Source organism: Streptomyces sp., from assembly GCF_035644915.1.
Taxonomy (GTDB): domain Bacteria; phylum Actinomycetota; class Actinomycetes; order Streptomycetales; family Streptomycetaceae; genus Streptomyces.
On the sequence record NZ_DASQNP010000227.1, the window covers coordinates 1 to 14,264 of the forward strand.

12 protein-coding genes are annotated in these 14,264 nt (G+C 74.5%); 9 read left to right on the forward strand and 3 right to left on the reverse strand.

Annotated features, from left to right (window positions below; genetic code table 11):
• Positions 1 to 229, forward strand: a 229-nt coding sequence (locus VE546_RS24435; RefSeq protein WP_324925930.1) for a methionine adenosyltransferase domain-containing protein, incomplete at its 5' end; no start/stop codon positions are given.
• 107 nt (positions 230 to 336) lie between these two features.
• Positions 337 to 2,490, forward strand: coding sequence for a primosomal protein N' (locus VE546_RS24440; protein ID WP_324925932.1), 2,154 nt, complete (start codon positions 337 to 339; stop codon positions 2,488 to 2,490).
• Positions 2,491 to 2,573: 83 nt separating this feature from the next.
• On the opposite strand, the gene VE546_RS24445 is transcribed toward VE546_RS24440, so the two are convergent.
• Positions 2,574 to 3,116, reverse strand: coding sequence for a hypothetical protein (locus VE546_RS24445; RefSeq protein ID WP_324925934.1), 543 nt, complete (start codon positions 3,114 to 3,116; stop codon positions 2,574 to 2,576).
• A gap of 416 nt (positions 3,117 to 3,532) precedes the next feature.
• On the opposite strand from VE546_RS24445, the gene fmt reads away from it, so the two are divergent.
• The 7 genes from fmt to VE546_RS24480 all read left to right on the forward strand — a co-directional run bounded on the left by fmt (position 3,533) and on the right by VE546_RS24480 (position 11,979).
• Positions 3,533 to 4,465, forward strand: a complete 933-nt coding sequence (gene fmt / locus VE546_RS24450) for a methionyl-tRNA formyltransferase (protein ID WP_324925936.1) — start codon at positions 3,533 to 3,535, stop codon at positions 4,463 to 4,465.
• A 96-nt stretch (positions 4,466 to 4,561) separates the two neighbouring features.
• Entirely contained in the window at positions 4,562 to 5,962 is a 1,401-nt protein-coding gene (locus VE546_RS24455) for an RsmB/NOP family class I SAM-dependent RNA methyltransferase (protein WP_324925938.1), read from the forward strand.
• 157 nt (positions 5,963 to 6,119) lie between these two features.
• Entirely contained in the window at positions 6,120 to 6,812 is a 693-nt protein-coding gene (rpe, locus tag VE546_RS24460; protein ID WP_324925940.1) for a ribulose-phosphate 3-epimerase, read from the forward strand.
• Positions 6,813 to 6,977: 165 nt separating this feature from the next.
• Positions 6,978 to 7,973, forward strand: coding sequence for a sugar-binding transcriptional regulator (locus VE546_RS24465; protein ID WP_324925942.1), 996 nt, complete (start codon positions 6,978 to 6,980; stop codon positions 7,971 to 7,973).
• A 142-nt stretch (positions 7,974 to 8,115) separates the two neighbouring features.
• Positions 8,116 to 9,555, forward strand: a complete 1,440-nt coding sequence (locus VE546_RS24470) for a GuaB1 family IMP dehydrogenase-related protein (protein WP_324925943.1) — start codon at positions 8,116 to 8,118, stop codon at positions 9,553 to 9,555.
• 62 nt (positions 9,556 to 9,617) lie between these two features.
• Positions 9,618 to 10,316 carry a class I SAM-dependent methyltransferase gene (locus VE546_RS24475; RefSeq protein WP_324925945.1) on the forward strand — a complete coding sequence of 233 codons (699 nt, stop codon included), beginning with the start codon at positions 9,618 to 9,620 and terminating at the stop codon, positions 10,314 to 10,316.
• 175 nt (positions 10,317 to 10,491) lie between these two features.
• On the forward strand, positions 10,492 to 11,979 hold the full coding sequence (locus tag VE546_RS24480; protein ID WP_414720569.1) for an amino acid permease: 1,488 nt from the start codon (positions 10,492 to 10,494) through the stop codon (positions 11,977 to 11,979).
• Positions 11,980 to 12,001: 22 nt separating this feature from the next.
• Here VE546_RS24480 and VE546_RS24485 read toward each other — a convergent pair whose 3' ends face one another.
• Positions 12,002 to 12,505 carry a hypothetical protein gene (locus VE546_RS24485; RefSeq protein ID WP_324925949.1) on the reverse strand — a complete coding sequence of 168 codons (504 nt, stop codon included), beginning with the start codon at positions 12,503 to 12,505 and terminating at the stop codon, positions 12,002 to 12,004.
• 91 nt (positions 12,506 to 12,596) lie between these two features.
• The coding region (locus VE546_RS24490) for a DUF6571 family protein (RefSeq protein WP_324925951.1) at positions 12,597 to 14,264 on the reverse strand (1,668 nt) is incomplete at its 5' end.

The window sequence follows — 14,264 nt, forward strand, 5'->3', positions numbered from 1 at the left end:
GCTGTTCGTGGAGACCTTCGGCACCTCCACGGTGCCGGTGGAGAGGATCCAGCGGGCGATCACCGAGGTGTTCGATCTGCGCCCGGCGGCGATCATCCGGGATCTGGAGCTGCTGCGGCCGATCTATGCGCAGACCGCGGCGTATGGGCACTTCGGGCGGGAGTTGCCGGACTTCACCTGGGAACGCACCGACCGCACCGACGCCCTCCGCACCGCCGCCGGCCTGTAGGACTGCCGGCACCGACGGCGCCACGGGCCGCCGGTGCCGCCGACACGGCCCGGTCCCCGCAGCGGGGGACCGGGCCGTGTCGGTGCCGTCTGGTAGGACTGAAAGCTGTGAGCAGCGACAACGGGCGGCCGGACGGTCCCCCGGCGGCGGGACCGCCGGGGGGAGAGCAACTCGCGCTGATCCGGGAGACCGTCCGCAGGACCAAACGACTGCCCCGGGCCCGGCCGCGCACCTGGCGCGGCGCCGAACTCGCCGCGCACGACCCCGTGGCCCGGGTCCTGGTCGACAAGGGACTGCTCCACCTCGACCGCCTCTTCGACTACGCCGTCCCCGCCGCGATGGACGCCGAGGCCCGCCCCGGGGCACGGGTGCGGGTGCGCTTCGGCGCCGGGGAGCGCAACGGACGCCGCGAGGGCGGCGGGCTGGTCAACGGCTTCATCGTCGAACGCCGCGCCGAGTCCGACTTCCCCGGCGTCCTGGCCCCCATCGCCCAGGTCCTCTCCCCGGAGCCGGTCCTCACCCCCGGACTGCTGCGGCTGTGCCGGGCCGTCGCCGACCGCTACGCCGGGGCCCTGGCCGACGTCGTCCAGCTCGCCGTGCCCCCGCGCACGGCCCGCGCGGAGAGGACCGGGACGGGCGGCCCCCCGGCCCCGCCCCCGCCGCCCGGCCCGGGCCCCTGGACCCGCTACCCCGCCGGCCCCGGCTACCTGCGGGCGCTCGCCGCGGGCGAGTCCCCCCGCGCGGTGTGGACGGCCCTGCCCGGCCCGCACTGGCCCGGGGAACTGGCCCGGGCGCTGGCCGCCACCCTGGCCTCCGGCCGCGGCGCGCTGGCCGTCCTGCCCGACGGGCGGGCCGCCGCCCGCGTGGACGCCGCCCTCACCGCCCTGATCGGCGACGGACACCACGTGGTGCTCACCGCCGACTCCGGGGCCGAGACCCGCTACCGCCGCTGGCTCGCCGTCAACCGCGGCGCCGTACGCGCCGTCGTCGGCACCCGGGCCGCGATGTTCGCCCCCGTGCACGACCTGGGGCTCGTCGCCATCTGGGACGACGGGGACGCCAGCCACCGCGACCCCCGCGAGCCGATGCCGCATGCCCGCGAGGTGCTGCTGCTGCGCGCCGCCCGCGAGGGAACGGGCTTCCTGCTCGGCGCGCACGGCTGCACCGTGGAGGCCGCCCAGCTCGTCGAGACCGGCTGGGCCCGCCCGCTGGCCGCCGACCGGGACGCGGTGCGCGCCGCCGCGCCCCTGGTCCGCACCGTCGGCGACGGCGACGAGGAGCGCGACCCGGCCGCCCGTGCCGCCCGGCTGCCCAGCCTCGCCTGGAGCACCGTGCGCGACGCCCTGACGCGCGGCCCGGTGCTGGTGCAGGTGCCGCGCCGCGGCTACGTGCCCCGGCTGGCCTGCGCGCGCTGCCGCGGACCCGCCCGCTGCGCCCACTGCTCCGGCCCGCTCCAGGCCACCGGCGGCGACGCCCCGCCCGGCTGCGGCTGGTGCGGCCGCGGCGCACCCCACTGGACGTGCGCGGAGTGCGGCGGGACGCGGCTGCGCGGCCAGGTCTTCGGGGCCCGGCGCACCGCCGAGGAACTGGGCCGCGCCTTCCCGTCCGTCCCCGTCCGCACCTCCGGCCGCGACCACGTCCTGGCCACGGTGCCCGACCGGCCCGCGCTGGTGGTGAGCACCCCGGGCGCGGAGCCGGTCGCCGAGGGGCCGGGGTACGCGGCGGCACTGCTGCTGGACGGCTGGGCGCTGCTCTCCCGCCCCGACCTGCGGGCGGCGGAGGAGGCGCTGCGCCGCTGGCTGGACGCCGCGGCGCTGGTGCGCCCCCGTGCCGAGGGCGGCACGGTGGTGGTCATGGCCGAGCCGACGCTGCGTCCCGTCCAGGCGCTGGTGCGCTGGGACCCGGCCGGGCACGCCCGGCGCGAACTGGCCGAGCGCGCCGAACTGGGCTTCCCGCCGGTGTCCCGGATGGCCGCCGTGACCGGGCCGCCGGAAGCCGTCGCCGAACTGCTGGCATCGGCCGACCTGCCCGCCGACGCCGAGGTCCTGGGGCCGGTGCCGCTGCCGGTGCCCGGGCCGGGGCGGCCCCGGCGGCCGGGCGCGCCTCCCGAGGGCGAGCGGTGGGACCGCGCCCTGGTACGGGTGCCGCCGGGCAGCGGCCCCGCGCTCGCCGCCGCCCTCAAGACCGCGCAGGCGGCCCGGCTCGCCCGCCGCGAGGGGGCACCCGTACGGGTCCGCATCGACCCGGAGGACATCGGCTGACCGCGGGCACCGCCCACCGGCGGGCGGGCCGTCCGGCGGGCCCCGGCCGGACGGACGCCGGGAGGGGGAGGAGACGCGGAGGGTCAGGCGCCCCGGGGGCCGGGGAACGCCCCCGTGCGGGGCTCCGGCGGCGGCGCCGGCCGTCCGGGCGGGGCGGCGGCCGGCGCCCCGGGCGCGCCCTGCCCCACGGCCGCGGCGCGCGGGGGCGCCGCGGGGGGCTCCTCGCCGGGGGGAACCCGCCGTGCCGTCTCCGCCCCCTCCGCGCCGCCCTGCGCCGCGGGCCGGCGCGCGCCGTAGCGGCGGTGCACGGCCTGCTTGGTCACGCCGAGCGCCGAGCCCACCGCGTCCCAGGAGAACCCCAGCGAGCGGTCGAACTCCACCGCCGCCGTCACCAGCGCCTCCACGCTGTCGCGCAGTTCCTGGGCGAGCCGCACGGTGGGTGCCGGGGCCCTGCCGTAGACGATGAAGCCCGTGGACGGGCCCGTGCGCCGCGGCCGGTAGACGTTGCCGAGCTGCGCGGTGAGCGTGCGCAGCGCGTCCACCTGCCGGCGGACCCGCTCGATGTCCCGCACCAGCAGGTGCAGACTGGCCCGTGTCCGGGCGTCGGGAGTGGCGTGGTCGGCCATCAGACTCCTCGCGAGGGAACCACCGGTTTCGGCCGGTGAGGGAATCGCTTCCCGGGTTTGTGGTACTTTCTGCCGGTCCCGCAGGGGGCGGTTCGGGCCGGACCGCAACCCCCGGGCGGGAAGCCCCCTCCGCCAGGCGGGGGCGGAGTCACGAACGAGCCTTCCGAACCGGCGCGGGACGGACCGGCCGCTGCCCGCGGCCGTTCTCGGTCAAGCTGCATTGACCAACGCGGTACCGGGCGCCGGGTCACGCTGCGGGGGCGCGCGGAAGGCGGCGAGGGCGGCGCGCCGGAGGCCGTACGCCCCCGGGGCGCGGGGCCGTGACGGACCGTAGACTGGTGCGCCGTTCCGCGCACCGCCCGTGCGTTCCCGCGCGTCCCGCGGTCCCGCCGTTCGCGAGAGGTAGTTCCCCACCGATGAGGCTCGTCTTCGCCGGCACCCCCGAGGTCGCCGTCCCCGCCCTCGACGCCCTGATCGCATCGGAGAGGCACGAGGTCGTGGCCGTGGTCACCCGGCCCGACGCGCCCGCCGGCCGCGGACGCCGCATGGTGGCCAGCCCGGTCGCCCAGCGGGCCGAGGAGGCCGGCATCGAGGTCCTCAAGCCCGCCCGCCCCCGCGAGGAGGACTTCCTCGCCCGCCTGCGCGAGATCGCCCCGGACTGCTGCCCGGTCGTCGCCTACGGCGCCCTGCTGCCCAAGGCCGCCCTGGACATCCCGCCCCGCGGCTGGGTCAACCTGCACTTCTCGCTGCTGCCCGCCTGGCGCGGCGCGGCCCCCGTCCAGCACGCGATCATGGCCGGCGACGAGGTCACCGGCGCGTCCACCTTCCTGATCGAGGAGGGGCTCGACTCCGGGCCGGTCTACGGAGTGATCACCGAGGAGATCCGGCCCACCGACACCAGCGGCGACCTGCTGACCCGGCTCGCCTTCGCGGGCGCCGGACTGCTGGCCGCCACCATGGACGGGATCGAGGACGGCACGCTGCGGGCCGTCCCCCAGACCGGGGAGGGCGTCAGCCTCGCCCCCAAGATCACGGTCGAGGACGCCCGCGTCGACTGGTCCGCGCCCGCGCTGCGCGTGGACCGGGTGGTGCGCGGCTGCTCGCCCGCGCCCGGCGCCTGGACCTCCTTCCGCGGCGAGCGGCTCAAGCTGCGGCAGGTCGCCCTCGCCTCCGAGCGGACCGGTCTGGCCCCGGGCGAGCTGGCCGCAGGCAAGAACACCGTGCACGTCGGGACCGGTTCGCACGCCGTCGAGCTGCTGTGGGTCCAGCCGCAGGGGAAGAAGCCGATGTCCGCCGCCGACTGGGCGCGCGGGGTCCGCATCGCGCCCGGGGAGCGGCTGGGGGAGTGACCGCGCCGGGGACGTAGGCTGGGGACCGCGCCCACCGCGCGTCCCCCGTCCCCGACCAGGCCCGATCGGGCCCGACCGAGCCGGAGCAGCCATCCCGTGAGCAGTCGGCCACGCCGCCCCGCCAGGCCCTACCGCCGCCCGAAGAAGGACCCCGTACGCCTCCTCGCCTTCGAGGCGCTGCGGGCCGTCCACGAGCGCGACGCGTACGCCAACCTCGTCCTGCCCCCGCTGCTGCGCGAGGCGCGGGAGAAGGGGTCCTTCGACGGGCGGGACGCGGCGCTCGCCACCGAGCTGGTCTACGGCACCCTCCGCCGGCAGGGCACCTACGACGCGATCATCGCCGCCTGCGTGGACCGGCCGCTGCGCGAGGTGGACCCGCCCGTGCTGGACGTGCTCTCGCTCGGCGCGCACCAGTTGCTGAGCACCCGGATCCCCTCCCACGCGGCGGTGAGCGCCACCGTGGAGCTGGCCCGGGTGGTGCTCGGGGACGGACGGGCGAAGTTCGTCAACGCCGTGCTGCGCCGGATCGCGGCCGACGACCTGGACGGCTGGCTGCGGACGGTGGCCCCGCCCTACGAGGAGGCGCCCGAGGAGCACCTGGGGATCGTCCACGCCCACCCCCGCTGGATCGTCTCCGCCCTGTGGGACGCGCTCGGCGGCGGCCGCAAGGACATCGAGGACCTGCTGGCGGCCGACAACGCCCGCCCCGAGGTCACCCTGGTGGCCCGCCCCGGCCGGGCCACCACCGAAGAGCTGCTGACCGGCGACGCCGCGCCGGGCCGCTGGTCGCCGTACGCCGTCCGGCTCGCCGAGGGCGGCGACCCCGGCGCGATCGACGCCGTGCGCGAGGGACGGGCCGGGGTGCAGGACGAGGGCAGCCAACTCGTGGCGCTCGCGCTGGCGAACGCGCCCCTGGAGGGCAGCGACCGCCGCTGGCTCGACGGCTGCGCCGGCCCGGGCGGCAAGGCCGCCCTGCTGGGCGCGCTGGCCGCCGGACGCGGCGCGGCCCTGCTCGCGGCCGAGCGGCAGCCGCACCGCGCCCGCCTGGTCGACCGCGCCCTGCACGGCAACCCCGGCCCGTACCAGGTGGTCACCGCCGACGGAACCCGCCCCGCCTGGCGGCCCGGCACCTTCGACCGCGTCCTGGTCGACGTGCCCTGCACCGGACTCGGCGCGCTGCGCCGCCGCCCCGAGGCGCGCTGGCGCCGCCGTCCCGAGGACCTGGCCGGACTCGCCCCGCTCCAGCGCGGCCTGCTCACCGAGGCGCTGCGGGCGGCCCGCACCGGCGGCGTCGTCGGCTACGCCACCTGCTCGCCGCACCCGGCCGAGACCCGGGCGGTCGTCGACGACGTGCTCAAGCACGAGAGCGCCGAACTCATCGACGCCCGCCCGCTGCTGCCCGGCGTACCCGCCCTCGGCGACGGTCCCGACGTCCAGCTCTGGCCGCACCTGCACGGCACCGACGCGATGTACCTCGCCCTACTGCGCCGCACCTGACGCCCCGGCAGAAGACACCGGCGGAGGGGGCGGCACGGGAACGGGCCGGCGAACGCCGCACGGACGCCGCGCGAACGACGGAAGACGGCGGCGGGCGGCGGGAGGACGGCCCGGGGGCGAGGGACCGGGGACGGCGGGGCCACGACATACTGGGGCCATGGTTCAGATCAACCCCAGCATCCTGTCCGCCGACTTCGCGCGCCTGGCCGACGAGGCGCGGCGGGTCGGAGGGCCCGAGGGCGCCGACTGGCTCCACGTGGACGTGATGGACAACCACTTCGTCCCCAACCTCACGCTCGGCGTCCCGGTCGTCGAGTCGCTGCGCAAGGCGACCGACACCCCGCTGGACTGCCATCTGATGATCGAGGACCCCGACCGCTGGGCACCGCAGTACGTGGAGGCCGGGGCCGGATCGGTCACCTTCCACGTCGAGGCCGCCGCCGCGCCCGTGCGGCTGGCCCGCGAGATCCGCGCCAAGGGCGCCCGCGCCGCCATGGCGCTCAAGCCCGCCACGCCCGTCGAGCCGTACGAGGACCTGCTGCCCGAGCTGGACATGCTGCTGGTGATGACCGTCGAGCCGGGCTTCGGCGGCCAGGCGTTCCTCGACGTCATGCTGCCCAAGATCCGCCGCGCCCGGCAGCTCATCGACAAGCACGGCCTGGAGCTGTGGCTCCAGGTGGACGGCGGCGTGTCGGCCTCCACCATCGAGCGGTGCGCGGAGGCGGGCGCGGACGTCTTCGTGGCCGGCTCGGCGGTCTACGGCGCGGACGACCCGGCCGCGGCCGTGCGGGAACTGCGCGCCCGGGCCCGGGGAGCCGGGGGAGCCGCCGGGGGCGGATGCTCCCACTGAGACGGACCCGTTGCGCGCCCCCGCATGGATGCACCGTGCACGGAGTGAATCAGGGTCACCACGGATCTGCGAGGATGAACGCGCGGAGTGAGTACGGCACGTACTGGAGTACGGCGGAACGGTAGCGAGGTGAGTGCGGTGTCGACCGGGCGGTCAGCCACGAGGATGGGTCCCGCCGAGCTGATGCAGGCGGCGGCCATGGCGCGCCGCTTCTATCTGGAGGGCAAGTCCAAGATCCAGATCGCCGACGAGTTCGGGGTGAGCCGCTTCAAGGTGGCCCGGGTCCTGGAGACCGCGCTGGAGCGCGATCTGGTCCGCATCGAGATCCGCGTCCCCGCCGAGCTGGACGCCGAGCGGTCCGACGCGCTGCGCTCCCGCTACGGGCTGCGGCACGCCGTCGTCGTCGAGTCGCCCTCGGACGCCGCCGAGGACGCCGCCGACCCGGAGAACCTCGGCGAGGTCGCCGCCGACCTGCTCGGCGAACTGGTCACCGAGGGCGACGTGCTGGGTCTGGCCTGGGGGCGTTCCACCATCCACATGGCCACGGCGCTGCGCCGCCTGCCGCCGTGCACCGTGGTGCAGCTCACCGGCGTCTACGACGCGGGCACCGCCGAGCGCGGCTCGGTGGAGGCCGTCCGCCGCGCCGCCGCCGTCTCCGGCGGCGAGGCCCACCCCATCTACGCGCCGATGCTGCTGCCGGACCCGGCCACCGCGGCCGCGCTGCGCGGCCAGACGAGCATCGCGGCCGCGTTCGAGTACTTCGACAAGGTGACCGTGGCCGCGGTGTCCATCGGCTCCTGGGAGCCGGGCATCTCCACCGTCCACGACATGCTCAGCGAGGAGGAGCGCGCCCACTACGCCTCCCTCGGGGTCGCCGCCGAGATGTCCGCCCACCTCTTCGACGCCGAGGGCCGCCGCATCGGCCGCGACCTGGGGGAGCGCTGCATCACCGTCGAGGCCGACCGGCTGCGCCGCATCCCCGAGGTCATCGCCATAGCGGGCGGGCGCCGCAAGGCCGCGGCGATCGGCGCGGTGCTCCGCTCCGGCCTGGTGACCAGCCTGGTCACCGACACCGCCGCGGCCGACTACCTGCTGCACGAGACCGGCCCGGGCCCGTGGCCCGCGCTGGAGCGGGTGGACCCGGACGAGGGCGCTCCCTGAGCACCCGGCCCCGCGGGCCGCCGTCCGCCGCGGACGGCGGCCCGCCGGGCCGAACGCTTGTGGGAAAGCACGGCGGCACCCCCGCTCACCTGGGCTTTCCTCCAGGGCCGGGGGTGAGGCCGGCCGTGCAACAATGAAGTACGTGCGATTTCTCAACGACCAGCGGCCCCCGTACGAGCTGACGTACGACGACGTCTTCATGGTGCCCAACCGCTCCGCGGTCGGCTCCCGGCACGGCGTGGACCTGTCGACACCCGACGGGAGCGGCACCACCATCCCGATCGTGGTCGCCAACATGACCGCGATCGCGGGACGCCGGATGGCCGAGACGGTCGCCCGCCGCGGCGGCCTCGTCGTCATCCCCCAGGACATCCCCCTCGACGTCGTCACCGAGGTCATCTCCTGGGTCAAGCAGCGCCACCTGGTCCTGGACACCCCCATCGTCCTCGAACCCACCGCGACCGTCGCCGACGCACTGGCCCTGCTGCCCAAGCGGGCGCACGGCGCGGGCGTCGTCGTCGAGGACGGACGGCCGGTCGGGGTCGTGACCGAGTCCGACCTGACGGGCGTGGACCGCTTCACCCAGCTCAACCGGGTCATGTCCCGCGACCTGCTGCTGCTGGACGCCGACATCGACCCGCGCGAGGCGTTCACCCGCCTGGACTCCGCACACCGCAAGCTGGCCCCCGCCGTCGACGCCGACGGACGGCTGGCCGGCATCCTCACCCGCAAGGGCGCCCTGCGCGCCACCCTCTACACCCCCGCCACCGACGCCCGGGGACGCCTGCGCGTCGCCGCCGCCGTCGGCGTCAACGGCGATGTCGCGGGCCGCGCCAAGGGGCTGCTCGACGCCGGGGTGGACACCCTGGTGGTGGACACCGCGCACGGCCACCAGGAGTCGATGCTCTCCGCCCTGAGGACGATCCGCGACCTGGACCCGCAGGTCCCCGTCGTCGCGGGCAACGTCGTCTCCGCCGAGGGCGTGCGCGACCTGGTCGAGGCGGGCGCCGACATCGTCAAGGTCGGGGTCGGCCCGGGCGCCATGTGCACCACCCGCATGATGACCGGGGTGGGCCGCCCGCAGTTCTCCGCCGTCCTGGAGTGCGCCGCGGAGGCGCGCAGGCTCGGCCGGCACGTCTGGGCCGACGGCGGGGTGCGCCACCCCCGCGACGTGGCCATGGCCCTGGCCGCCGGGGCCTCCAACGTGATGATCGGGTCGTGGTTCGCCGGGACGTACGAGTCCCCGGGCGACCTCCAGCAGAGCCCCGACGGCCGCCTGTACAAGGAGAGCTTCGGCATGGCCTCCGCCCGCGCCGTACGGGGCCGCACCGCCGAGGACTCCCCCTACGACCGGGCCCGCAAGGCGCTGTTCGAGGAGGGCATCTCCACCTCCCGGATGTTCCTCGACCCGGAGCGGCCGGGCGTGGAGGACCTGATCGACTCGATCGTCGCGGGTGTCCGCTCCGCCTGCACCTACGCCGGCGCGGCCACCCTGGAGGAGTTCGCCGAGAAGGCCGTGGTCGGCGTCCAGAGCGCCGCGGGCTACGCCGAGGGCAAGCCGCTGCACGCGAGCTGGGCGTAGCCCCCGGTCCCGCGCCCGCCCCGCCCCTTTCCGGGGCGGGGCGCGGATGATTCGATGGGCGCGTGAGCGAAGGGACACGCCGGGAGCGGCGCGAGGGATACGACGGCACCGGCCCCGGGGCGATCACCCCGGACGGCTGCGCGGTGGAGGTCTACACCCGCCTGCCCGTGGGCGACGAGCCGGACGTCATCGCCTCGGCCGTCCCCGCCGGGGCACGCCTGCTCGAACTGGGCTGCGGCACCGGCCGGATGACCCACCCGCTGCTGGCCCGCGGCTTCGACGTGACGGCCGTCGACGAGTCGCCGCGGATGCTGGAGCGGGTGCGCGGCGCCCGTACGGTGTGCTCGCCCATCGAGACGCTGGACCTGGACGAGCGCTTCGACGCCGTCCTGCTGGCCTCCTTCCTGGTCCACGCCGGTGATCCGCAGGTGCGCCAGGGGCTGCTGCGCACCTGCCGGCGGCACGTCGCGGACGACGGCTGCGTGCTGATCCAGCGCGAGGGCGAGGACTGGCACGACCGGGTGCCGCGCGAGAGGAGGGTCGGCGAGGGCCTGGTCCGGGTCGTCTCCGCCGAGCCCGTCGCCCCCGAGGTGTCGTCCGTCCACGTCGAGTACGTCTTCCCGGACGGGAGATGGACCCAGACGTTTCTCTCCCGGCGGCTCGGAAAGGCGCAGTTCGAGCGGGCCCTGGCGGATGCGGGGCTCGCCGTCGACAGCTACCTCACCGAGGACCGGACCTGGGTCAGGGCGCTTCCCGCATGACCTCGGGGAGCGCGTCGGGCGGGTCGGTTGCACACGAGGTAAACGATCTTGCGTACAGACGCCGATCACGCAACGAATCACCACCGGTGCGCAAGGGATCCCCGTTACGGGCCGGCGCGCGGGGACCGTAGGGTCATGCGCCGTACGTGAACGACCGTTTAAGGAGAGCTGTACCGTGATGGACCAGGGCACCGCCCCACCCCCGCCCACCCCCGCCCCGTCCCCCTCCGGTGCTCCCGGCTCCCGGCTGACCCGCCGCAAGCCCGTAGAACTCCTCGTCGCCGAGAGCGGCCAGGGGGAGGGCGGCGCGCTGCGGCGCTCGCTCGGGATGTGGCAGCTAACCATGATCAGCATCGGGGCGACCCTGGGCACCGGCATCTTCGTCGTCCTCGGCGAGGCGGTGCCCGAGGCGGGCCCGGCCGTGATCGTCTCCTTCGTCCTCGCCGGACTGACCGCGCTGTTCTCCGCCCTGTCCTACGCCGAGCTGGCCGGAGTGATCCCGGTCTCCGGATCCTCCTACTCCTACACCTACGCCACCATGGGCGAACTGATCGCCTGGGTGTGCGGCTGGTGCCTGATCCTGGAGTACGGGGTGTCGGTGGCCGCCGTCGCCGTCGGCTGGGGCGAGTACCTGAACGAGCTGCTCGACGGCACCGTCGGCATCACCATCCCGGCCGCCTTCTCCGCCCCGCCGGGCGACGGCGGGATCGTCAACCTGCCCGCGCTGCTGGTCGTCCTGCTCGCCATGGGCTTCCTGCTGGGCGGTGCCCGGGAGAGCGCCCGCGCCAACACCGTCATGGTCGTGGTGAAGATCGCCGCCCTGCTGCTGTTCTGCGCGGTCGCCTTCACCGGCATCCGCGCCGGGAACTACGCGCCGTTCCTGCCGCTGGGCATGGCCGGGGTCACCGCCGCGGGCGCGACGCTGTTCTTCTCCTACATCGGCTTCGACGCCGCCTCCACCGCGGGCGAGGAGGCGAAGAACGCCCAGCGCGACCTGCCGCGCGCCATCATGCTGTCGCTGCTCATCGTCACGGTGCTGTACTGCCTGGTGGCGACCGTCGCGGTCGGCGCCATGCCGTGGCAGGAGTTCGACGGCTCCGAGGCCACCCTCGCCGGGATCATGGAGGACGTCACCGGCCACGCCTTCTGGTCCGTCCTGCTCGCCCTCGGCGCCGTCATCGCCATCGCCAGCGTCGTCCTGGCCGTCCTCTACGGCCAGACCCGCATCCTGTTCGCCATGGCCCGCGACGGGCTCGTCCCCAAGGTGTTCTCCCAGGTGCACCCGCGCACCGGCACGCCGCGCGCCAACACCGTCATCGTCTCCGTCTTCTGCGGTGTCCTGGCCGCCGCGATCCCGCTCGGGCAGCTCGCCGACGCCACCAGCATCGGCACGCTCTTCGCCTTCGCGCTGGTCAACGTGGCCGTCATCGTGCTGCGGCGCACCCGCCCGGAGATGCCCCGCGGCTTCCGCGTCCCGCTCTCGCCGCTGCTGCCCGCGCTCGGCTTCTGCTTCTGCGTGTGGACGATGACCGGCCTCGACGCCGTCACCTGGACCGTCTTCCTGCTCTGGATGGCCGCGGGCCTCGCGTTCTACTTCGCCTACGGCATCCGCCACTCCCGCCTCAACGCCGACGCCGCCGCCACCGGCCGGAACGGCCGGTAGCGGCGGCGGCCCGCAGCGGGGGTCAGGTGCACTCGTCGGACGTGCCGACGGCCTCGGCGTAGGCGGCGATGAGCTTCCTCATCGCCGCCTCGTCGGGCTTGCCGGAGTTGGCCACCCTCGTCGCCACGAAGAGATCTCCGCTGGTCTTCCGCGGCTTCGGGCAGGTGACTTTTCCGACGGCTCCGGTATCGGAGTAGAGGTACCGGCCGTCCTCCGACTCCTTGTCACTGGGATCGACGCCGGGGAACACGGAGGCGAAGTTGAACAGGGAGGACCCCTTCTCCCGCCACTCGATGTTGAAGGCGAGCACCTGCTCGCCGTCCACGTTGACGAGGCAGCGCTTCATTCCCTCGGCTCTGTCCGAGAGGGTGGTGGAGATCTTGTCCCCCGGCGGGAGGAGGGGTTCCAGGAGGTCGGGGGAGACGGCCGTGCCGCACATGGTGGAGGGGATCTCGTAATTCCTCTCCTGAGGGGAGCAGGCGGCCGTGCCGAGGCCGAGGAGCAGTGCTCCGACGACCGGGACCACGAGTCGGGTTCGCTGCCGTGTGAGTTCTCCTGGGCTTCTCAATTCGACCTCGGTGTCGTCATAAGGGCGGAGGCGCGGCTGCGGCATGCCGTCAGTTGGGGATGTTGGTGTCCAGATCATCGGCCATTCGGGAGACGTTGTCCGAGGCGTTGGAGAAACCGTCCTCGATCCCGTACTTGACCCAGTCCGCCACCTGGTTGGAGTAGGAGCCGTTGTGTGCTTTGGCGGCCTCCATAGCCGCCACTTGGCCGTGCTCGATGCTGTTCTCCCTGGCGCTTTCCCACCGCACTCCCGCGTCTTTCCCGGCTTCTTTGAGGTTGTTCGGCTCAAGGTTGCCGAAGATCTGCTCCAGGACGACACTGCTGACCGTGTTGGCGGCTCCGCCGGCAGCGGCTCCGCCGACGGGCGTCGCGATGAAACTCGTCCCCACACCGATTCCGGCACCGACGACCCCGGAGATGGTGTTCTTCACCTGGGCCATCGACTTCTGGTAGTCCTCGTCCTTCTGGTGCGCCTCTCCCAGAACCGCCTCCTGGCGGCCGATGGCCAGGGTCCCGCTGATCTCGCCGGAGCGCCGTGCGATCTCCTCGACCGTGGTCTGGGGGTCCTGCGGGTACCGCTTGTCCTCGGGGAGGTCGGGGTTCAGGTGGTAGTCGAAGAGGTTGGTCATGTAGGCCTTCTGGCCCAGCTCGACCTTCGCGTACCCGTCCGGGTTCTGGCCCACGCTGACGAGGAAGCGCGTGACGTCGCTGTGGCCCAGATCGGCGGCGGCGCCGGCGATGGGGAAGAGCTTGTCGGTGTTCCCGTGCTTGTCGTCGGCGGTGGCCCGGTTGATGTCGGGCAGGTACTCCGCCGCGATCTGGCCGAAGCTGTCGGACATGTAGCCGCGCTTGGTCAGGCGCTCGGGGTCCTCGGAGACGGAGGTGACGATGCTCTCCATCAGCTTGGCCTGCTCCGGCGTGTGCGGAGGGAGGTCCTGGGTGGGCTGCTCGCCGGCCGGGTGGCCGGTCGTGGCGGCCTCCAGCGCCTCGGCGAGGGCGTTGCGCCCGGTGACGCTCTCCTTGAAGTCGCTGTTGTACTCCTTGGGCCAGTCCCGCTCCTCGAAGAGGTACTGGAAGTTGGTCAGCCCGACCTTGCCCTTCTTGCCGTCGCCGTCGGTGTCCCGCTCGAAGTCGTGGTCCTCGTCCTTGGTGACGAAGGTGCCGTTGAAGAACTCGGTGGCGGCGTCCGGGCTGCGCTTGAGGGCCATCATGAAGCCGGTCATCGGGTCCGCGCCCTGGTCGGTGCCCGTCCGGTTGAGCATGGGATCCATGGGGAACTGGCGCCAGGCCAGGGAGGCGTCCCTGCCGTTGCCGCTGCGTTCCTTCTCGATCCGCATCAGCTCGTTGCCGTAGTTGTTCAGGAACCGGTCGTCGAAGTCCCCCCAGCGCATGAGGTTGCTCATGACCTGGACGCCCATGGCCCGCGGGTTGTTCCTGTCGGGGATGAACTCGCCGCCCAGGCCGACCATGTCCTTCTCCCAGCGCTGCATGGCGGGGCTGTCGGACTGGGTGGCGTTGGCCAGGGTGAGGCCGAGGTGCTCCTGGAGGGCGCCGTACTGCTTCACGCGGGCCTGGCCCAGCTCCGTGTTCAGGTGCGGGTCGTTGATGCCCGCCCAGAACTCCAGGGTGCCCTTGGGGCCGAGGGTCGTCGCGAAGTTCTCGGCGAAGAGGTCGTCGTTGCCGTACTTCTCCAGCAGCCCGTTGAGTTCGTCGAACTT